General features: G+C 61.2%; 17 protein-coding genes and 1 pseudogene. 6 read left to right on the top strand and 12 right to left on the bottom strand.

The window, feature by feature from the left end; translation table 11 throughout:
- Nucleotides 1-7 precede the first annotated feature (7 nt).
- Entirely contained in the window at nt 8-1,063 is a 1,056-nt protein-coding gene (locus tag O3S81_RS17840) for a dipeptidase (RefSeq protein ID WP_269345298.1), read from the bottom strand.
- 206 nt (nt 1,064-1,269) lie between these two features.
- The gene (locus O3S81_RS17835) at nt 1,270-1,977 is read right to left on the bottom strand and encodes a phosphoribosyltransferase (RefSeq protein ID WP_269345296.1); all 708 of its coding nucleotides are present in this window, start codon (nt 1,975-1,977) and stop codon (nt 1,270-1,272) included.
- 312 nt (nt 1,978-2,289) lie between these two features.
- Between O3S81_RS17835 and O3S81_RS17830 the strand changes: the two genes are divergently transcribed.
- Together O3S81_RS17830 and O3S81_RS17825 are read left to right on the top strand one after the other, a co-directional pair.
- Entirely contained in the window at nt 2,290-3,462 is a 1,173-nt protein-coding gene (locus O3S81_RS17830; RefSeq protein WP_269345294.1) for a M20 aminoacylase family protein, read from the top strand.
- A 217-nt stretch (nt 3,463-3,679) separates the two neighbouring features.
- Nucleotides 3,680-4,381, top strand: coding sequence for a DNA helicase (locus O3S81_RS17825; protein ID WP_269345292.1), 702 nt, complete (start codon nt 3,680-3,682; stop codon nt 4,379-4,381).
- Nucleotides 4,382-4,432: 51 nt separating this feature from the next.
- Here the strand turns inward: O3S81_RS17825 and O3S81_RS17820 are convergent, their stop codons facing one another.
- The 8 genes from O3S81_RS17820 to O3S81_RS17785 form a co-directional block, all read right to left on the bottom strand.
- On the bottom strand, nt 4,433-6,226 hold the full coding sequence (locus O3S81_RS17820) for an adenine deaminase (protein WP_269345291.1): 1,794 nt from the start codon (nt 6,224-6,226) through the stop codon (nt 4,433-4,435).
- Nucleotides 6,223-7,143, bottom strand: a complete 921-nt coding sequence (locus tag O3S81_RS17815; RefSeq protein WP_269345290.1) for a nucleoside hydrolase — start codon at nt 7,141-7,143, stop codon at nt 6,223-6,225. Before O3S81_RS17815 ends, O3S81_RS17820 begins: the two co-directional genes overlap by 4 nt.
- Before the next feature lie 2 nt (nt 7,144-7,145).
- Nucleotides 7,146-8,171 carry an ABC transporter ATP-binding protein gene (locus O3S81_RS17810; RefSeq protein WP_269345289.1) on the bottom strand — a complete coding sequence of 342 codons (1,026 nt, stop codon included), beginning with the start codon at nt 8,169-8,171 and terminating at the stop codon, nt 7,146-7,148.
- Complete coding sequence (locus tag O3S81_RS17805) at nt 8,164-8,943, bottom strand: ABC transporter permease (RefSeq protein ID WP_269345288.1); 780 nt, start codon at nt 8,941-8,943, stop codon at nt 8,164-8,166. Before O3S81_RS17805 ends, O3S81_RS17810 begins: the two co-directional genes overlap by 8 nt.
- Nucleotides 8,940-9,767 (bottom strand): ABC transporter permease, encoded by an 828-nt coding sequence (locus O3S81_RS17800; protein ID WP_269345287.1) that lies wholly within the window; start codon nt 9,765-9,767, stop codon nt 8,940-8,942. The genes O3S81_RS17805 and O3S81_RS17800 overlap by 4 nt, the downstream gene beginning before the upstream one ends.
- Before the next feature lie 166 nt (nt 9,768-9,933).
- Nucleotides 9,934-10,956 (bottom strand): ABC transporter substrate-binding protein, encoded by a 1,023-nt coding sequence (locus tag O3S81_RS17795; protein ID WP_269345285.1) that lies wholly within the window; start codon nt 10,954-10,956, stop codon nt 9,934-9,936.
- The gene (locus tag O3S81_RS17790) at nt 10,953-12,014 is read right to left on the bottom strand and encodes a LacI family DNA-binding transcriptional regulator (protein ID WP_269345283.1); all 1,062 of its coding nucleotides are present in this window, start codon (nt 12,012-12,014) and stop codon (nt 10,953-10,955) included. The genes O3S81_RS17795 and O3S81_RS17790 overlap by 4 nt, the downstream gene beginning before the upstream one ends.
- Before the next feature lie 134 nt (nt 12,015-12,148).
- Nucleotides 12,149-13,069 carry a LysR family transcriptional regulator gene (locus O3S81_RS17785; RefSeq protein WP_269345281.1) on the bottom strand — a complete coding sequence of 307 codons (921 nt, stop codon included), beginning with the start codon at nt 13,067-13,069 and terminating at the stop codon, nt 12,149-12,151.
- 96 nt (nt 13,070-13,165) lie between these two features.
- Between O3S81_RS17785 and O3S81_RS17780 the strand changes: the two genes are divergently transcribed.
- From O3S81_RS17780 to O3S81_RS17770, 3 genes are all read left to right on the top strand, one after another.
- Complete coding sequence (locus tag O3S81_RS17780) at nt 13,166-14,353, top strand: acyl-CoA dehydrogenase (RefSeq protein WP_269345279.1); 1,188 nt, start codon at nt 13,166-13,168, stop codon at nt 14,351-14,353.
- Nucleotides 14,354-14,856: 503 nt separating this feature from the next.
- A complete protein-coding gene (locus O3S81_RS17775; protein ID WP_269345277.1) occupies nt 14,857-15,696 on the top strand; it encodes a siderophore-interacting protein in 840 nt (279 codons plus the stop codon).
- Nucleotides 15,697-16,180: 484 nt separating this feature from the next.
- Nucleotides 16,181-18,094, top strand: coding sequence for a PhoX family protein (locus O3S81_RS17770; RefSeq protein WP_269345275.1), 1,914 nt, complete (start codon nt 16,181-16,183; stop codon nt 18,092-18,094).
- A 191-nt stretch (nt 18,095-18,285) separates the two neighbouring features.
- Here O3S81_RS17770 and O3S81_RS17765 read toward each other — a convergent pair whose 3' ends face one another.
- The gene (locus O3S81_RS17765) at nt 18,286-18,537 is read right to left on the bottom strand and encodes a hypothetical protein (protein ID WP_269345273.1); all 252 of its coding nucleotides are present in this window, start codon (nt 18,535-18,537) and stop codon (nt 18,286-18,288) included.
- 38 nt (nt 18,538-18,575) lie between these two features.
- Here O3S81_RS17765 and O3S81_RS26645 point away from each other — a divergent pair.
- A pseudogene (locus tag O3S81_RS26645) lies at nt 18,576-19,051 on the top strand (LysR substrate-binding domain-containing protein).
- 39 nt (nt 19,052-19,090) lie between these two features.
- Here the strand turns inward: O3S81_RS26645 and O3S81_RS17750 are convergent.
- Complete coding sequence (locus tag O3S81_RS17750) at nt 19,091-19,786, bottom strand: cytochrome c3 family protein (RefSeq protein ID WP_269345777.1); 696 nt, start codon at nt 19,784-19,786, stop codon at nt 19,091-19,093.

Raw genomic sequence — 19,786 nt, 5'->3', positions numbered from 1 at the left:
ACTGGTCTCAGGCCGCCTCGTGCCAGGCCTGAGACAAAACACGCAGCCAGTTTTCCCGGCATATTTTAGCAAGCTCTCCATCACCGTAGCCTGCCGATTTCAGCGCCGCAACCAGATTGTGATTGCCGCTGGCATCGGCCACTCCAACGGGTACGGTTGCACCGTCGAAATCCGATCCGAGCGCCACGCAGTCGATGCCCATGCGCTCCACCATGTAGTCGATATGGCGTACCATGTCGGACAGCGGCGTATCGGCAATGTCACGCGCATCCGCCCGCAACATGGTCACGGCGTAGTTGAGGCCCACCAGCCCGCCACTCTCCCGGATGGCATCCATCTGCCGGTCGGTGAGATTGCGGGCGACGGGGGTGAGCGCATGCGCGTTGGAATGGCTGGCGATCAGCGGCTGGTTGGTGGTCTTGGCCACATCCCAGAAACCCTTTTCGGTGATATGGGCGAGATCGATGAGAATGCCGAGCCGGTTGCATTCTTTCACCAGCCGAAATCCGGCATCGGTGAGGCCGGGCGCCGTATCGGGCGACATGGGATAAGAGAAGGGAACGCCATGGCCGAAAATATTGTGCCGGCTCCAGACCGGGCCGAGCGAGCGCAGGCCGGCGGCGTAAAACACCTCCAGCGCATCGAGATCGGCGCCAATCGCCTCGCAGCCTTCCATGTGCAGCACGGCGGCGAAAATATCCTCGGCAAAGGCCTTGCGGATATCGGCCGTGGAACGGCAGAGCCGCCATGCGCCCGCGCGATCGAGCCGCAGCGCAATTGCCGCTTTCTCCATGGCGATATCGAGGGAAGGCAGGCGCTCCAGCGGAGAGGCGAGCGGCGTGTCGTAATGACCCTGTTCATCCGGTTCCTGCAGGATCAGATCGCCGGAGGGGATATAGATGGCGCAGATGCCGCCACCGAGACCACCTACCCTTGCACGGGGACCATCGATATGGCCTTCGCGCGTGCCGTTCTTGAATTCGGCCACAGGATCGGCACCGGCCTTGCTGTTGCGCCACAAACGAAGCAGCACATCATTATGACCGTCAAACACTGCATGCATGGGAAGAAATTCCAGTCATCGAAAGAACAAAACGGGGAGCGGGCAGACGCCGGGATGACACCGCGCGAAAGCAAACCGGCTTGTATTCGCCGACCGCTATTGTCTGTCGGCGGCGATCTTAGGACGATCTCTTCCGGCTTCGCAAGGTAGAAATTAGGCACCGGTAAAATTATCACCTCTTGCCTTTTGCCGGAACTTGCGCAACGTCAAGCGCGCCAGCCGCCTTCCGTTTTTGTCAGCAGCGGCGTGGCAAAAACGCCCCTCACCCGTTCCGGCCATTCCGGCCCGAAAGCAGCGATTTTTTCCCGCCAGCGATCCGATTGCAGCATGGCCGCGCCGATGACGGCGGGGCGGATGCCGGAGGCAGCAAGAAGCGAAAGACCGGAAATGATGGAGCTGCCGCTGGAAATCACATCATCCACCAACGCCACCCGCCGGTTCTCGATGAGCGGCAACATGCGCGGGTCGATATAAAGCCGTTTTTCCTGCCGGGTTGTGATGGAGGACATGGGCACCGATAGCTCATCCAGATACCAGAATTTGCGTGAGGTGCCGAGCGGCACGTAACGGGAATGGCCGAGACGGCGGGCAACGGCGGCGGCGAGGGTGAGGCCGAGCGTCGGCAGGCCGATCACGACATCCGGGCTGAAGGGCGCGAGCCTGGCGGCGAGATCAGCCGCCAGCGCTTCCAGCACCTCGAAAGAGGCCTGATTGACGATGAGCGAAGCCAATGCATGCTCACCATCCGCAAGCGGCCTTATCGGCAGGCAGATCTGCCGGCCATCATCCAGCTGTGCCGGAAAGAAGGTGGAATGTGGACCTGTGGCATCGAAGCTGGCGGGTGGAAGGATATCCTGCCAGAACTCGTGCGGCGCGGCGGGAGACTGGGCAGCAGGCGATGCGGATGACGGCATCGTTTTTTCCTTTCAGAACCAGGGTGGCGCCAAACAGATACGGTTTGCGAGCCACGCCAACAGGGTTCAATACATCAGGCATTTCAGCAACCGCAAACACGCGGCGGGTTCATTTCATTGGCTTTTTCCGCTAGGGTATTTTTGTTTTCTACGAAACACGAAAATACTCCAGCTCTTTGTTTTCCGCATTTCCGAACGCAAAACCGCTACACAGTTTTGCTGGAAATGCTCTAGAACGGAAACAAAGCAACAGGCATTCGGACAAACCCACCTATGACGCGGGTTTTCCCCATATTCAAGGACAAGCTTCCCATGAGACTGCTGGACCGGATCGGCGAGGACCTGCCATTTCTGACGGAGCTTCGCCACGATCTGCACGCGCATCCCGAACTGGGTTTCGAAGAGGAGAGAACCAGCGCCATCGTTGCCGATCTCCTCGAGCGCGCCGGGCTGAAGGTGCATCGCGGCCTCGGCGGCACCGGTGTGGTCGGCACGTTGCAGGTGGGTAACGGCACCCGCAGCATCGGCCTGCGCGCCGATATGGATGCGCTGGCCATGCCTGAGGTGCCCGACCGGCCCTATAAATCGAAATTTCCCGGCAAGATGCACGCCTGCGGCCATGACGGCCACACCGCCATGCTGCTGGGTGCCGCGCGTTATCTCGCCAAGACCCGCGATTTTTCCGGCACCGTGCATTTCATCTTCCAGCCGGCCGAAGAAGGTCGTGGCGGCGCCAAAAAAATGGTGGAAGACGGGCTTTTCGATCTGTTTCCCTGCGATGCGGTCTATGGCCTGCACAATATGCCGGGGCTTAGGCTTGACGAAATGGCGGTGGTGGAAGGCCCGCAGCTTGCCTCTTCCGACAGCTGGCGCGTCACCTTTAAGGGCATCGGCACCCATGGCGCCAAGCCGCATCTCGGCCGTGACCCCATAACGGCGGCGGGCGCCTTCCTCGCCTCGCTGCAAAACATCGTCGGTCGCGTCATCGACCCGTTGCAGCCCGCCGTCGTCAGCGCCTGTTCGGTGCAGGCGGGCGACCCGAAGGCGCTCAACGTCATTCCCGATCTCGTCGAAATCGGCGGCACGGCGCGCGCCTATGCGGCAGATGTGCGCGACCAGCTGGAGACGGAAATCGGTCGGCTGGCAAAGGGCACGGCGGCGATGTTCGGCATCGAGGCGCATTACGAATTCATCCGCCGCATTCCCCCCGTCATCAACGAAGCGGATGCGACGAAACGGGCGCTGCGCGCCGCCAAGACCGTCTTCGGCACCAAGGCCCGTACCGCCTTCCCGCCTTCGACCGCCGGCGACGACTTCGCCTTCTTCGCCGGCGAAGCTCCCGGCTGCTATGTCTGGCTCGGCAACGGCCCGGCGGTGGATGGCGCGCTGCACCACAACACCTCCTATGACTTCAACGATGCGGCCATCGTGCCAGGCGTCGCGTTCTGGGCGACATTGGTGGAGCAGGAACTGGCGGCGGAGTGAGACCCATCTCGCTGCCTGCCGTTTTTCGACCGGCAGCAGCTCCGACGCTTGTGGCGAATCATCGGGCGCGGTAATTTCTGCGCACAGGCTCGACCCACGCCTCCCCCCTCCTTTCGGGGAAGCATCCGACATGCGGGGTAATATCATCATCGAACCGTCTGTTCGGGCTTTCGCATAAGGAGGGATTGCGTTTCAGACCCGCAATAGAGGTCTTTTGATGAAACTTTCCACTCCGATTTTTCAGTTGAAGCGGCGGACCAAACTCATGGTCCGAAACAATGCCATTCCCCTGCACGAAGCGCTGGACCAGATCGCGCGCGAGGAAGGATTTGCAAGGTGGAGCCTGCTTTCCGCTCACGTTGCGGCGGGTTCCTTATCCGAAAACCTGTTCTTACGCATCGTGAATGGCGACATGCTGTTGCTTGCCGGTCGCCCAGGTCAGGGCAAGACAGCGCTTGGTTTTGAACTTTTGCGCGCGGCAGCCGAGGATGGACGGCAGTCCGTCTTGTTCACGCTCGAAATGACGGAGCAACAGGCGCGCAAGCGTATCGAAAAACACTCGGCCGGGCAGAAAGAAACCGAGATCGTGACATCGGATGAGATATGTGCGGACTACATCATCCGCCATTTGTCACCGGCCAAACCCGGCACCTTCGCCGTGATCGATTATATGCAGATACTCGACCAGCAGCGGCACAAGCCCGACCTGTCGCAACAGGTGACCGCCCTTGGGGAATTCGCACTAAAGACCGGCGTCATTTTCGCATTCATCTCGCAGGTCGACCGCTCGTTTGATCCGGACAATAAGCGGCTTCCCGATATGAGCGATATCCGCCTGCCCAACCTGCTGGATTTGGGCCTCTTCACCAAAGCCTGCTTTCTGCATAATGGCGAGGCGCAGCTTCACAATGTGAACTGACAGGCACCGGCTGCCGCGACGGCGACATCGCGGCAGCCGGTCCTGACGTTATTATCCCAAAACCTCGATGACCGGGCTTTCCATCACCTTGCCCGTCAACACATCGGCAATGCCCATATCCGTCTGGTGTGGGCCGATGTTGCAGGCGAGCGTGGCACCGAAGCAGGCCTTGAAGACGAGATAGGGCGGCTGCCATTCCACCACCTTGCCCACGGCTTCGCGCAGGTCCTCGAAAGCCCGCGCCACCTCTTCGAGCGGCGCATCGGATACGAGGCCGGAGAGCGGCAGCGGCAGAAGTGCAGTAACCTTGCCCTCAGAGGCAACGGCCATGCCGCCACCGGTCTCGATCACCGCATTGGCGGCCAGCGCCATATCTTCTGCATTCCCGCCGAAGACGGTGAGGTTGTGGCTATCATGCGAGACGGTGGTGGCGAAGGCGCCGTTCCAGCGTCCCCAGCCGGTGAGGAAGCCGGTTTTCGTGACGGGCTCGGCCATGCCGTGGCGGTGGGTGACGGAGATCATCGTTGCACCCTGGGGCGGAATGACAAAACCGTCCTTCACGTCCGCCTCCGCCTCACCCCATTGCGTGAAACGCGGGCGGTCGATGGTGGCGAGGCGGACCTTCTCGCCGTTGGATTTTACCCGGAAATCATCGGCCATACGTGGCGGAAGCTTCATCGAGCCTCCGAGTGCCGCTGCATCACAGGCGGGGATGTCGACCAGCATGCGACCGTCTTCCGCAACCACCCGGCCGCTTGCGAGCACATGACGGGCCGCAAAGCCGCTCAGGTCCTCGAAGATGGCGATATCAGCGCGGCGACCGGCGGCGATGAGCCCGAGATCGGCGCGGCCGAGCCTTTGAGCGGCATTGAGCGTGGCGGCGCGCAGCGCCCATTCGGGCTTCAGTCCATAACGCACAAGACGGCGCACCACATCATCCAGCCCACCGCCCTGCAACAGGTCGTCAGGGAAAACATCGTCGGTGCAGAGCGTCACCGTCTGCGGCAGGTGGCCGAGCTTATTCAGTGCCTCCACAAATTCCGGCAGCAGGTGATCGTGCGAGCCGCGCAGCTCGATCGTCAACCCTGCCCTGAGCTTTGCCATCAGGTCTTCACCCGAGACAAGCTCGTGATCGGAAGAGACGCCCGCCGCCATGAAGGCGTTGAGATCGGCGCCACCAAGACCGCGTGCATGGCCGCAGGCCAGTTTTTGCGCGGCGAGCCCGGCCTGCACGATGCCGCTCATGCGCGGATCGCGTTCGATGACGCCGCGCATGTTCATGATTTCCGCAATGCCGCCGATTTCCGGCCAGGAGAGGAGATCGGCCAGAATGGCGGCATCGAAATCCGCACCGCCGCGCTCCAGTCCCGGTGCGGAGGGCACGCATGACGGGGCAAGCAGAATGGCGCGCAAGGGCAGATTTTCGATGGCCTTCGCCGCCCAGCGCACGCCATCGACACCATGCACATTGCCGAATTCATGCGGGTCCCAGACGATGGTGGTAACGCCGCGGGCAACCACCGATGTCGCATAGGCGGCCGGTGTCACCATCGAGCTTTCGATGTGCATATGCGTGTCGATCAGCCCCGGCGAGACATAGGCCCCGCCCGCGTCGATCACCTGCGCTGCATCGCTGCGGCTTGCCGCTTCGTGAACGCTGGCGATAAGTGGGCCGACAATGCCGATATCGGCGGCACGCAGTTCCCCGGTCACCACATCCACCAGCGTTCCGCCGGTGATGAGGACGTCAAAAGGCTGATCGCCACGCGCGGCAGCAACCGCACGGGCGCGCAGGGTGTCGTCGTTAAGATCGGCAGGTTCCGCCAGGCGGATTTGCGCGCTCATCGGGCAGCCTCCCGGCGCAATGCCTCCAGAATGGCCGCCTTCGCGGCTTCGGCATCAACACTCGCGGCAAATTGGGCGTTAAACTCTGCCACCTTCTCCGCCCGTGTCTCGACCACGGTTCTTCCCCGCGTCAGCGAGGCATGAAGTTCGACATCGATGCGCGCCTGCTGCCAGCCAAGATGATCGGAAATGAAACCGACTGCGGCAACGGGATCATAAAGCGCCATGGCATCTCTGCCGCGGCTCGTGGCAATGCCGATGAAACCTTCGAGCAGATCGGCAATCAGGCCCGCATTCCTGCCGCCGGCAGCGCGGATCGGCAGCACATCGGCGGGCGAGGCCGTGACCTTGCGGCAGGCATCGAGATCAACCATGCGCAGCGGCAGGCCGTGGGAAAGCACGATGGCCAGCGCCTCGGGATCGGCGAAGGCGTTAAATTCGGCAGATGCCGTGTGGTTGCCGCTGGTTAGCCCGCCACCCATCCAGGTCAGGTCGGAAATTCTGGCGGCAAGATAGGGTCGCGCAAGACACAGGGCGGCGATATTGGTGAGCGGGCCGAGCGCAAGAATGCGCTTCTCCCCCGCCCCTTCCAGCCAGTTGCAGAGCGCTGCAAAGGCATCGCTTTTCGGCAGAGCCGGCGCATCCGGCAGGCTTTGGCCGGCGGTTGGAATGCCGCTATCGCCGAGGATCGACTGCGCGGTTTCGAGCGCGCCGAGCACCGGCATGGCGCGGCCCTGATGGATCGGCATCGACCAGCCGAAGCTTGCAACAGCGCCTGCGGCATTGCCGAAGACCGCATCCAGCGTGGCATTGCCGAAGACCAAAGAGATGCCGTCGATGGCAAGGCCTGCCGATTGCACCACCAGGATGGCGGCGATATCGTCAAAGCCCATATCGGTATCGATCCATACGCCCATGGTCAGTTGAACACCTTCAGGCTTGCCGCTTTTTCGACCGGCAGGTCGAAGGCGAGCGTATCACCGATGGCGTGCGCGGCAAGTGCGGCGTCTGTTTCCGCCTTGATGGGGCCAAGCGGCGTGTCGAGCAGATATTCGCGGCTGTTGCCGGCGAAGGATGTGCCGCGCACGGTTCCCTGGAAAGGACCTGAACCAAGGGTGACCATGCGCGGCCGCCAGGCCAGTCCGGATGCTGAAAGGACTGGCCCGGGAAGCGGTGTTGTACCGTTTGCGGTTTTCAACGCGCCGCCTTCCAGCGCGAAGATGTTTTCAAAGCCGACGAAATCCGCCACGAAGGACGAAACCGGCGCGTTATAAATCTCTTCGGGCGTGCCAATCTGCTCAATCTTACCGCCCTTCATGACGACAATGCGGTCGGCGAGCGCCAAAGCCTCGATCTGGTCATGGGTGACGAAGATCATCGTCACGCCGGTTTCCTTCTGCACACGCTGCAGTTCGGTGCGCATTTCAAGGCGCAGACGCGCATCGAGATTGGAGAGCGGCTCATCGAGCAAGAGCACCTTAGGCTCCATGACCATGGAGCGTGCCAAAGCCACGCGCTGCTGCTGGCCGCCTGATAGTTCCGCCGGTTTGCGCGAGGCGAAGTTGGACAAGCCCACCGATTTGAGGCCGGAGGCAACCTTGTCCTCCAGCGCCTTGCCGCTCATGCCCTTGAGTTTCAGGCCAAAGGCGACGTTTTCATAAACTGTAAGATGCGGGAAGAGCGCATACGACTGGAACACCAGACCGACGGCGCGCTTGTTGGCCGCGACGCGGGTAATATCGGCGCCATCGAGATCGATACGCCCGCTTGCCACCGGCATCAGCCCGGCAATGGCGCGCATCGTCGTGGTCTTGCCACAGCCGGAGGGCCCGAGAAGGGCGAGCAGCTCGCCCTTGCGGATATCGAGATCGAGATCCTTGACGGCGACATTGCCGCCATAAGCGAGCGAGACTTTTTTGAGCGAAAGGTAATTTGCGTCAGACATAACGGGAGAACCCCAGGAAACGTTCGGCCATGAAGACGATGCCGATGGAAAGGAAGGCGAGCAGCGAAGAAAGGGCTGCAACGGAAGGATCAAAGACGATTTCCATGTAACCCAGCATGTCGATGGGCAGCGTGCGCACGCCGGGACCGGACAGGAACAGCGACACCGGCACCTGGTTGAAACTCGTCACGAAACCGAGAATGAAGGCTGAGAGAATGCCGCCACGAATATTGGGCAACACCACCCGGAAAAACGCGCCGACGCGGGACGAGCCGAGCAGCACCGCCGCCTCTTCGATATCCGAGCGCAGATTGTTGAGGCTGGCCGATACCACCCGCACCGCATAGGGCAGGATGAGCGCGGTGTGGGCGAGAAACAGCGCGAGTGTGATGCCGATACCGAAGGGCACAACGAAATAACGCAGCAGCGCGAGACCAACGATGATGCCGGGCACGATGATCGGCGCGGAAACGATGGTACGCACGGTTTCGCTAAAGGGCAGCTTGTAGCGCGACATGGCGTAGGAAGCGGGAATGCCGAGGATGAGTGCCGTGAACGTGCCGCCAATGGCAAGGAACATCGACATGGCAAAGCTCTCTCGAAAACTTTCGACCGTGAAGACCTTGGCGATCCATTTCAGCGAAAAGCCCTGCGGCGGAAAGGCGAGCGTATCACCGGCCGAAAACGAGGCCGCAACGATGATGAGGAACGGCCCGATGAGGAAACCGACGACAAGAAGGAGCGTGAGCGGAATGAAGAGCTGCCGGGTCATTTCTTGTTCCTTGCGGTGGCGATGCGCTTCAGCAGGATATTGGCGGCAAAGCTCATGACGATCAGGATGAAGGCGATGACGCTGGCGGCAACGAAATTATTGGAGACCGTGACCTGCTGGTAAAGCAGGGTTTCCAGCATCAGCACCTTCGAGCCGCCGAGAATGGCGGGCGTGATATAGGCCGTCAGCGAACCGGTGAAGACCAGCGTACCGCCGACCACCAGCCCCTCCCTGGTGAGCGGCAGGATGACCTTCCAGAACACCTGAAACCAGTTGGCGCCGAGCACGCGGGCAGCGGCAATCGTATCCTTCGGCATGTTTTCGAGCGCGCTGATGAGCGAGATGATCATCAGCGGCAGGAACAGTTGCAGAAGGCCGATGAAGACAGCCGTTTCGGAAAACAGGATGCGGATCGGCGCGTCGCTCAGGCCCACCGCCTGCAGCGCCTGATTGACGATGCCGGTTCTGCCGAGAATGACGATCCATGCATAGGTGCGGGCGACCGGCGAGATCATCAACGGCAGCACGACGAGATTGACCACATGGCCCTTCTTGCCCGGCGACAGGTTGACGATGGCGAAAGCCGCAGCATACCCCACCACCGCCGAAACGACGGTGACGAGCGCGCCGAGTTTGAGCGTACGCAGGAAAACCGTCTGGTTCAGCGGATCGGAAAAGAATGTGGCATAGGCCGACAATGTCCAGCCGTCAGTGGTGCGAAAACCCTCCGACAGAAGCATGAAGACCGGCACAAGAAAGACCGCCGCCGCGAAAATCGCGGCGGGCAAGGCAAGCGCCAGCGCTTCGGCCCGGTTCTGAAACATGGGTTTATTCCCTGAACGGCCTCAAGGCCGGTTGTTACGACAGCCGGACGAACCGACCTGCAAAATGGAAGGTGGAAAAGCGGTCAGGGGACGACCGAACCGCTTTTCCCGGAATGGAGCCGTCCTCGCGGACGTTTCGATGCCCCGTTCCAAACGGTGAAAGGAGTTACTGGCCGACCTTGGCGTTCCACTCCGACAACCACTTGTCGCGGTTATCAAGCGTCACGTCGGACGGAATGAGCTGCAGGCTGCGGGCGGTTTCGTCACCATAGGTGATGTTGTTCGCCACCTCGTCAGACACCTTGACCTGCTTGTTGGTCGGGCTGTCCACCAGCTTTTCAGCCAGCGCCTTCTGAACGTCGGTCGACAGCCAGAAATCCATGAATTGCAGCGCAAGATCCTCGTTCTTTCCGCCCTTCGGCACGACGAGCACATTCATGCCGCCGGTCTGGCCTTCCTTGGGGGTTGCCCAGGCAAGCGGCAGATCAAGCTTGGTGAAAGGCGCCCAGGAGAAACGGCCGATGGGGGCTGCCCAGATTTCTTCCTGCTGCATCAGCTGGACCAGCTGCGAGGACTTGACGTAGAAGGTGACGATATCGTCCTTCTTCTCACCCACGGCCTCGATGGCGCCGGAAAGATCAGGCGTATCCTTGCCGATGGCCTTGCCCAGCATATAAAGCGCCGGCGGGCCCTGATTGGTGGTGACATTCGGGAAGGCGACGTGGTCGACAATGCCGTCCTTCAGAAGATCGGCCCAGCTGTCGATCTTCATCTTGTCGGTGCGGTAGACGATCGATGTGGCGTAGAAATTGACGCCGACGCTCATGCCGTCGCCATTCGGGTCCTTGGCGATGTCATAGAGGTTTTCGATATTCGGCACCTTGGAGGCGTCGATCTTCTGGATCAGGTCCTTGCGGGTGGCGGAGAGCGCATCGGCCATGGAAACAATGGCGAGATCAACCACCGGATTGGCCTTGTTGGCTTCCATCTTGGCCAGACGCTCGACGCTGTTGCCGGTCTCGACGACGAGCTTGCAGCCGCATTTCTGCTCGAAGGGCGTATAGACCAGTTCCTTGAATTCATCCTGCGCAAAGGCGTAGACGGAAATCGTCAGCGTCTTGTCCTGGGCCTGCGCCGCTCCCATCGTCAGCATCAGGGCGGTGCCCGACGCGAAAATGATCTTTTTCATGGTGTGAGTTCTCCTGCTGTCGTGTTTTTGGCTTCAATCGCATCATGCTTTGCCTTGCCGGTGGAGCCGCGCATGATCAGCGCCATCGGTACTTTCGAAATATCCGCCGTCACATCGATGGCGACACCGTTCTCACCGGCGCCATCGATGGCGCGCAGCAGCGCCCCGACCGCGAGATCGGCTATGCGGCCCATATCCATGCGCATGGTCGTGAGCGGCGGGGTGACCACGGCGGAAAAAATGAGATCGTCGAAACCGGTGACGCTCGCCTTTTCCGGCACCTCGATACCCTCGCGCTGCAACTCGGTGAGCGCGCGTAACGCATGCAGGTCGGAAATGGCGGCAAAGGCGGTAAAACCATCCGCCACCAGATCGGCAAGCCCCAGCCGGCAGCCTGCGCCACCCACCTGTTCGATGCTGTCGATCCAGAGCGTCCGGGTCACACACGTCTTGCCGAGACCATCGCGAATGCCGCCGAGACGGTCGTTCTGCACGTTGGAATCGCGGTTCTTGCCCACCAGCACCACCTTGCGGTGGCCAAGGCTTGCCAGATAGTCGCCCACCTGCCGGCCGCCATCCCAATGGTCAGCGGCGACGGTGTTTCCCGGCGTGGAAGGGCTGTCGATGACGGCAACCGGGCAATCAACATTGGAGATACGCGTGCCGCGGCGGGGAACGATCACCATGCCATCCACCCCGCGCTCGATCAGCCGGTTGATGGCGTCCGTCTGCATGGCGATCTCACCGCGGGCGTCGGCAATCAGCACGCCATAACCGGCGGTGACGGCCGCCTTTTCGATGGCCTGCGCGATCTGCGGGAAAAGAGGGTTGGCGATATCGGGCAGAACCAGCCCCAAAACGCCTGATCTGCCGGTGCGCAGCGCCCTGCCCGCCGAACTCGGCACATAACCCAGTTCGCTTGCCGTCTTGCGAATGCGCTCCACCAGATCGGGCGAAACGCGGCCCTTGCCGGAGAGCGCATTGGACACGGTTGCAACCGACACGCCGAGTGCCGCTGCTATCGCGCTCAGATTGGTGGCAGGCCGTGACGACGCCATTGATGGTCCGGGAAGGCTGATTAAACGTTTAATCAGGATAAGCGAGGTGTGGACCGCTGTCGAGTCCTGCGCCGGCGAAATACGGCGAAAAGCTGGGCACAAAGGTTAAATGCCCGAAAAAAGAGCGATTATTTTTACGAGGTCTGGGTGCTGGCTGCGCGATAAGCCTCGACCTGCCGCACCAGCCAGTCACGAAACAGCACGACAGGGACGTGATTGGCACGCGAAAGCGGCGCCACCGCATAATAGGAACTGGGGCTTCTCGCCTGATGATCGAAGGCTTTCACCAGTTGCTTCGATTTCAGCTCATTATCGATCAGGAACAGCGGCATCAGCGCCACGCCAAGCCCGGCGATGCAGGCCTGCGCCACGCTGGAAAACTGCTCGAAGCGCATGCCCTGCGGCAAGGCGAGCGACAGGCCGAGACTTTCGAACCAGTGGCCCCATGCTCCCGGCCGCGAGGCCATATGCAGGAGCGGCAGGGCGGCGATATCCTCGCCCTTTTCCACCGGATGGGCGCTGAGGAATTGCGGGCTGCAAACCGGCGCGACCATTTCATGCATAAGAAAGGTGCTTTCCGCGCCCGGCCAGTCGGCCTGGCCGATATGGATCGCCATATCCAACTGCTCCCGCTCAAAATCGAACTGGCCGATGCGGGTGGCGAAATTGATAGTGATTTCCGGGTGGTTTGCCACAAAATCCGGGATGCGCGGCAAAAGCCAGCGGGTGCCGAAGGTGGGCAACATGGCGAGGTTCAGCGTATTGCCATGCGTTTTGGTCATGATCTGCAGGGAGGCGGAGCGTATCTCGCCAAGGGCGGAGGCGATGGATTTCGCATAAGCGCGCCCCTCGGTCGTCAGCGCCACGCCCCGCGCGCCGCGCTCGAACAGGCGCACGCCAAGCTGTTCTTCCAGTGACATAACCTGCCGGCTGATTGCCCCTTGCGTCAGCGCCAGCTCATCGGCGGCGGCGGAAAAACTGCCGAGCCGGGCAACGGAATCGAAAGCGGCGAGCGCGCTGGTGGACGGCAGGAGTTTGCGGCTGAGAGACGACATGAGCCATTACTATATGTAATGCAAAAATGAGTAAACATGGCTTGTGCCATCAGGCTTGAATACCAATAATCCGGCCAGCAAATCCGGAGGCATAAAGTGAGCGAACGCGCAGCATTTAATTGGCAGGACCCTTTTCTGCTGGAAGACCAACTGACCGATGACGAGCGGATGATCCGCGACAGTGCCGAAGCCTTCGGCAAATCCGAACTTTTGCCGCGCATTCAGGAAGCCTATCTTTCCGAAACCACCGAACCGGAACTCTTCCGCCTGATGGGCCGCACCGGCCTGCTCGGCGTGACCCTGCCGGAGGAATATGGCGCGGCCAATGCGAGCTACGTGGCCTATGGCCTCGTCGCCCGCGAGGTGGAGCGGATCGACAGTGGTTACCGCTCGATGATGAGCGTGCAGTCCTCCCTCGTCATTCACCCGATCTTCGCTTACGGCTCGGACGAGCAGAAGAAGAAATACCTGCCGGGCCTCGTTTCCGGCGAACTGATCGGCTGTTTCGGCCTCACCGAGCCGGATGCCGGCTCCGATCCGGGCGGCATGAAAACCCGCGCCGAAAAGATCGAAGGCGGCTATCGCCTGCGCGGTTCGAAAATGTGGATTTCCAACGCACCGATCGCCGATGTTTTCGTCGTCTGGGCGAAATCGGAAGCCCATGGCAACGAGATCCGCGGTTTCCTGCTGGAAAAGGGCATGAAGGGCCTCTCCGCCCCGAAGATCGGCGGCAAGCTCTCACTGCGCGCCTCCATCACCGGCGAAATCGTCATGGATGGCGTGGAAGTCGGCGAAGACGCATTGCTACCGAATGTTTCCGGCCTGAAGGGCCCGTTCGGCTGCCTGAACCGCGCCCGCTACGGCATTTCCTGGGGCGTGATGGGTGCCGCTGAGGATTGCTGGTTCCGTACCCGGCAATATGGCCTCGACCGCAAGCAGTTCGGCAAGCCGCTCGCCGGCACGCAGCTTTACCAGAAGAAGCTCGCCGACATGCAGACCGAAATCGCACTCGGCCTTCAGGCATCGTTGCGCGTCGGCCGGCTGATGGACGAACATAAGATGGCGCCGGAAATGATCTCCATCGTCAAGCGCAACAATTGCGGCAAGGCGCTGGATATCGCCCGGCAGGCCCGCGACATGCATGGCGGCAACGGCATCCAGATCGAATATCACGTCATGCGCCACGCGCAGAATCTTGAAACGGTCAACACCTATGAGGGTACGCATGACGTTCACGCGCTGATCCTTGGCCGGGCACAGACGGGTATTCAGGCATTTTTCTGAGGCTTTCTCCGCATCGAGAAGCAGCTGGATTGACAGAGGCCAGAACCCCTCCTTCGCCATGCCCGGGCCTGTCCCGAGCATCTGCAACCATTTGATTTTATGCTCCGTGATTGAAGCCTCGGGATAAGCTTGGGGATGACCGCGAGGGTCAGACACGATTGCCAGCAGTTTGAGGCCTCCGGAAATCTTTCGGAGGCCTTTTTGCTCTGCTCAGGACAGCACCTTAGAACGTGCCGCGCACGCCGCTGCCGAACAGGCGCGGTTCGCCCGTGCTGACCTCAATGCCGCGATTTTCCCTTATTCAAAACCGCGGCGACCATAAACTTGAGTTTTAGAAGAAAGTTATATTGCAGCAGCCAAAATCGCCTGTTATGGTTCGCGCATCTTGACGCAACGACGCCGGATCGCCCGCCGGAAAATTCCGACGCGCGATTATCCGGCCCACCGATCCGGGACAGCGAGACCGCCGATCCCATCGGCAATATCCCAGGAAAGACAAGAGCATGAGCATGCCAGACACCCTAGCGTCCGCCATTCCGGACCGCACCCCCACACGTCACCGCCACCCAATCCGCCTGCGTACGCTTGATGTCGCACGCGTTGAAAAACTCAGCCGCTCCATGGTGCGCATCGTCCTTACCGGGCCGGAACTGGAGGGCTTTGCCAGCCTCGGTTTTGACGATCACGTCAAGATGTTCTTCCCCGCGCCCGGTGAAACCGAACCAAGCCTGCCGGTGATCGGCCCGAATGGCATGGAATTTCCGGAAGGCGCACCGCGCCCGCTGGTGCGTGATTATACCCCGCGTAGCTTCGACGCCGAAAAGGGTGAACTCGCCATCGATTTCGCCACCCATCATGACGGCCCCGCCAGCAATTGGGCAAAATCCGCCAAAGCGGGTGACCGGGCGTGGATCGCCGGGCCGCGTGGCTCCTTCATCGTTCCCTTCACCTATGACTGGCATCTGCTGATCGCCGACGACACCGGCCTTCCCGCCCTTGCACGGCGGCTGGAGGAAATGCCCGCGGGCACCCGTGTCGTGGCGCTGATCGAGGTCGAGACGGACGCCGACCGGCTGGAACTTACGACCAGGGCAGACGCTTCGATCGTGTGGGTCACGCAGCAATCCGCAAGCGGCACGGACCATGGCGCCTTGAAGGCGGCGCTGCGCCAGTTCGAGCTGCCGAAAGGCGATTTCTTCAGCTGGGTCGCATGTGAATCGCAGACCGCAAAGGAGGTTCGCGCCATCCTCGTCGGGGAATGCGGCGCAAACCCCAAATGGACCCGCGCTTCCGGTTACTGGCGGCGCGGCGCCAGCGGTGTTCACGATCATTTCGATGATTGAGCCGGCAATCCCGGCGCAAACCATACCGGACACGCAAAGGTGATGACGGAGCTTGGGGCACTTTTTACCAAGGCTCCGGACGACGAGAGGGCGGCAGGCTTCATTCGCTCGCCCTCATGCGCCTGATCCCGCCGCTTTCGCAACTTGCCGGGCGGCATCTCGATGATTATCTCGCCCGGCAGCCTGCCCCTTGGCGTGCCACTGACCAAAAGCGGTGGATCATCGAGTAAACGGCTCCACATCGCCGCGCCTGACGGCCGAGCCTCAGCAAAAAAGAGCGCCGCACAGCGGAGGTCCCTTCCGCTTCCGCCGCTTTGAAGGCATGCTGCTCATCCGCATCCTTCTCGCGTATTGAGGGAAAAATGGCGAATTCTTCCCTATGACAGTCATATTTAAAGCATGTCTTCCCGTCATCCGAGTGAAACACTCAGCCGGTACGCAGCCTGTTGGAATGATTCCAAACATTGAACGGTGGAGACACGACATGACCGACATCGATACGAGCAAGCTGTCCTGGGACGAGTGGGACGAATTGCAAAACCCGCCGCCGGCCGAAACCGATTTCGACCGCGTGGTCGAAAGCGCGATCTCCCGCCGCGGTTTTCTCGGCGGCGTGCTCGCCTTCGGCTCGGCGGCAGCTGCCATGGGCACGCTCGGCAACCTGATGACCAGCACCTCGGCCGAAGCGCAGGAAGCCGCTGCCGGCCGCTTCCCCTTCAAGCCGGTGGCGGCCGCCACCGACCACACCATCCATGTGCCGGAAGGTTACAACTGGAAGCCGCTTGCCAAGTGGGGCCAGCCGCTTTTCTCCAACGTTCCCGATCTCGACCCCGCCAAGGGCGTCAGCGTTGAAAACTCCGATAAGGTCTTCGGCGAAAACACCGACGGCATGGAACTCTTCATGGTCGGCAGCCACCAGCTCATCGCCGTCAACCACGAATATGTGAACCCGGAAACCAACCTGCCGCACACTGAAAAGGGCAACCCGAAGACGGCCGACGACGTGAAGATCCTGCAGAACATGCAGGGCGTCACCGTCATGGAAGTCGCCGAAGGCAACGACGGCTGGGAAATCGTTCTCGACAGCCCGTTCAACCGCCGTATCCACCACAACACGCCGATAAAGCTTTCCGGCCCCGCCGCCGGCTCCGATCTCGTCAAGACCGCTGCCGATCCGAAAGGTGTCGACTGTCTCGGGACCTTCAACAATTGCGGCGCCGGCCGCACGCCCTGGGGCACCTACCTCACCTGCGAGGAAAACTTCAACGGCTATTTCGGCACCGCAGACGCCGCCTTCAAGCTGCCTGACGACTACAAGCGTTATGGCATCGTTGCCGAGACACGTTACGCCTATGAAAAGTTCGACGAACGTTTCGACGTTGCCAGGAACCCCAACGAGCCGCGCCGTGCCGGTTACGTGGTCGAGATCGATCCTTCGGACGCCTCCTCCACCCCCGTCAAGCGCACCGCGCTCGGCCGCATCAAGCACGAAAACGCCGCCGTGGTGATTGCCCGCGACGGCCGCGTGGTGGTTTACATGGGTGACGACGAGCGTGGCGAATTCCTCTATAAATTCGTCTCCAACGGCATCTATGTGCCGGGCGGCGACACCTCGAAGCTGTTGGACGAAGGCACGCTCCACGTCGCGAAATTTTCGGATGACGGCGCCGGCGAATGGGTGGCGCTCACGCCCGCAACCACCGGCATGAAGATCGATGAAATCTGCGTCTTCACCCGACAGGCCGCTTCCAAGGTCGGTGCAACGACGATGGACCGCCCGGAATGGGTTGCCATCAACCCGGTCGCCATCGAGGCCTATTGCGCGCTGACCAACAACAGCCGCCGCGGCGAAATGAAAGATGGCAAGCTGCGCGCCAATGCCGGCGGCGACGCCATGGCGATCAATGCCGCCAACCCGCGCGAGAAGAACGAATATGGCCAGATCGTTCGCTGGTATCCGGAAAATGACGACCATGCCGACGCAAAGTTCAAGTGGGACCTGTTCTGCATGGCCGGCAACCCCGCCGTTCACAAGGACACCTATGCCGGCTCCGCAAACATCAACGAAGGCAACATGTTCAACTCGCCTGACGGCATGATGTTTGACTCGACCGGCCTGCTCTGGATTCAGACCGATGGCGAAGACAGCAACGAAGGCAATTTCGCCGGCCAGGGCAACAACCAGATGCTGGCGGGCGACCCGGCCACCGGGCGCATCGAGCGCTTCCTGACCGCGCCGAAGGGTTCCGAAGTCACCGGCCAGACCTGGTCGGGCGACAAGCGCACCCACTTCGTCGGCATCCAGCACCCCGATGCCCCCTTCCCGGATGGCGAAGGCAAGCTGCCGCGCTCGACCGTCATCGCCATCAAGCGCGACGACAACGCGCAGGTCGGCTGACACAGGGTTGAAGAAAACCGTGCCGCGGCTAAGCCGCGGTTCGGTTCGATATGGAAACGCCGTGCACCGCAAGGATGCAGGGCGTTTTCTTTGTTGTAATGCGCTCTCGGCCCACCCTGAACGACAGGGCGGGCCATAGCGACCGGCAAACCGGCTTCCGCCTTCGCCGGCTAAAAGTTGGGCGCCCCCGCTCAGTCCTGCCGGAAGGTGCGGTTTGCCTGATCGAGCAAGAGCTTGAGGAAATACGACAACACGCTTCTTTCGCCGGTGGTGATGAAGGCTTCCACCGGCATGCCGGGCATGAGGCTGAATTCTCCCAGCTGCTTTATCTGCTCCTGCGAGGTGGCGACGCGCACGATGTAATAGCTCGCACCCGTTCGCTGATCGACCATCACATCCGCCGAAATGCGCTCCACCGTCACGGCTGAAGGCGGAGCGGCCACAGCTCACCTTTTCCCTTTCGGTCGACAATTCGGCCCGGGTGGTGGAGCAGATCATCGACTATCGCGCCGATGTCGCCATCACCGCCCGCGCACCGGACGATCCGCGTCTCTATGGCGTCAAGTTTCTCAGCATGCGGCTCGGTCTGTGTGTACCCGTCTCGCACCCGCTGGCGGAGCGGGAGCGCGCCTTCATGGCCGAACTGGAGGCCTGTCCTTCGTCATGCGCGAACGGGGCTCGCGCACCCGCGAGATCTTCGAAAAGAACCTCGCCGATCATGGCATCTCCATCCAGCCGGTCGTCGAGATTTCCTCCCGCGAGGGTGTGCGCGAAGCCATCGCCAACGGGGTGGGATGCGGCGTGGTTGCCGATCTGGAATTCGGCCACGATGTGCGTCTTGCCTTCGTGCCGCTGTGCGACGCCAACGAACTCATCGACGAATATGCGATCTGCCTCGCCGAAAGGCGGCATCTGCCGCTGTTGCGCCGCTTCATCGAAGAAGCCGACCGGGCCTGATTGCGGCCCAACCGGGTTCCCACCACCTCGCCGTGATCGTCAGAACACGTTCCGGTGCACATCCGTCATTGCACGCCGCAGGTCATCCACCGCAGATGCCGTCGGCCCCGGCTGGTCGTCGAGCGCCAGCGGCATTTTCCAGCCGGGATCGATGCCTTCCATGTTCGGCAACTCATGTGCGATGCCCTTGTGGCAATCGATGCAGGTGGCCTTGCCCGTCAGCAGATATTTGGAATGGATATCGGCGGCGCGCTGCGTCTGTTTGGTGAAGTCCATGGCGGCGGAAGAATGGCAGTTGCGGCACTCCAAGCTGTCATTGGCCTTCAGGCGCGACCATTCGTGCTGGGCAAGCTCCAGCCGCTTGTCGAGGAACTTCTTGCGGGTGTCGATGGTGCCGAAAATCTTGCCCCAGACTTCCTTTGAAGCCTGCATCTTGCGGGCGATCTTGTCGGTCCACTCATGCGGCACATGGCAATCCGGACAGGAAGCACGCACGCCCGAACGGTTGGAAAAATGCACCGTCCGGGTCAGTTCCTCATAAACATTGGCGCGCATCTCGTGGCAGGAAATGCAGAAGGCTTCCTTGTTGGTCATTTCCAGCGCCGTGTTGAAGGCGCCCCAGAACATCACGCCACCGACGAAGCCGCCGAGCGTCAGGAAGGCGAGGCTGAGCGTACCCGCCGGTGTCGTCAGCACCGCCCAAAGCCAGGCGAGAAGTTTTTTCACACGGGCGAT

Origin of the sequence: Agrobacterium sp. SOY23 (genome assembly GCF_027212525.1) — a bacterium.
Classification (GTDB): domain Bacteria; phylum Pseudomonadota; class Alphaproteobacteria; order Rhizobiales; family Rhizobiaceae; genus Agrobacterium; species Agrobacterium tumefaciens_I.
This window is presented reverse-complemented; position numbering and strand designations above follow the sequence as displayed.

What these genes read in the sequence shown, in the direction of transcription:
- O3S81_RS17840 (WP_269345298.1), bottom strand. Translation starts at nt 1,063, where the DNA reads ATGCATGCAGTGTTTGACGGTCATAATGATGTGCTGCTTCGTTTGTGG.
- O3S81_RS17835 (WP_269345296.1), bottom strand. Translation starts at nt 1,977, where the DNA reads ATGCCGTCATCCGCATCGCCTGCTGCCCAGTCTCCCGCCGCGCCGCAC.
- O3S81_RS17830 (WP_269345294.1), top strand. Translation starts at nt 2,290, where the DNA reads ATGAGACTGCTGGACCGGATCGGCGAGGACCTGCCATTTCTGACGGAG.
- O3S81_RS17825 (WP_269345292.1), top strand. Translation starts at nt 3,680, where the DNA reads ATGAAACTTTCCACTCCGATTTTTCAGTTGAAGCGGCGGACCAAACTC.
- O3S81_RS17820 (WP_269345291.1), bottom strand. Translation starts at nt 6,226, where the DNA reads ATGAGCGCGCAAATCCGCCTGGCGGAACCTGCCGATCTTAACGACGAC.
- O3S81_RS17815 (WP_269345290.1), bottom strand. Translation starts at nt 7,143, where the DNA reads ATGGGCGTATGGATCGATACCGATATGGGCTTTGACGATATCGCCGCC.
- O3S81_RS17810 (WP_269345289.1), bottom strand. Translation starts at nt 8,171, where the DNA reads ATGTCTGACGCAAATTACCTTTCGCTCAAAAAAGTCTCGCTCGCTTAT.
- O3S81_RS17805 (WP_269345288.1), bottom strand. Translation starts at nt 8,943, where the DNA reads ATGACCCGGCAGCTCTTCATTCCGCTCACGCTCCTTCTTGTCGTCGGT.
- O3S81_RS17800 (WP_269345287.1), bottom strand. Translation starts at nt 9,767, where the DNA reads ATGTTTCAGAACCGGGCCGAAGCGCTGGCGCTTGCCTTGCCCGCCGCG.
- O3S81_RS17795 (WP_269345285.1), bottom strand. Translation starts at nt 10,956, where the DNA reads ATGAAAAAGATCATTTTCGCGTCGGGCACCGCCCTGATGCTGACGATG.
- O3S81_RS17790 (WP_269345283.1), bottom strand. Translation starts at nt 12,014, where the DNA reads ATGGCGTCGTCACGGCCTGCCACCAATCTGAGCGCGATAGCAGCGGCA.
- O3S81_RS17785 (WP_269345281.1), bottom strand. Translation starts at nt 13,069, where the DNA reads ATGTCGTCTCTCAGCCGCAAACTCCTGCCGTCCACCAGCGCGCTCGCC.
- O3S81_RS17775 (WP_269345277.1), top strand. Translation starts at nt 14,857, where the DNA reads ATGAGCATGCCAGACACCCTAGCGTCCGCCATTCCGGACCGCACCCCC.
- O3S81_RS17770 (WP_269345275.1), top strand. Translation starts at nt 16,181, where the DNA reads ATGACCGACATCGATACGAGCAAGCTGTCCTGGGACGAGTGGGACGAA.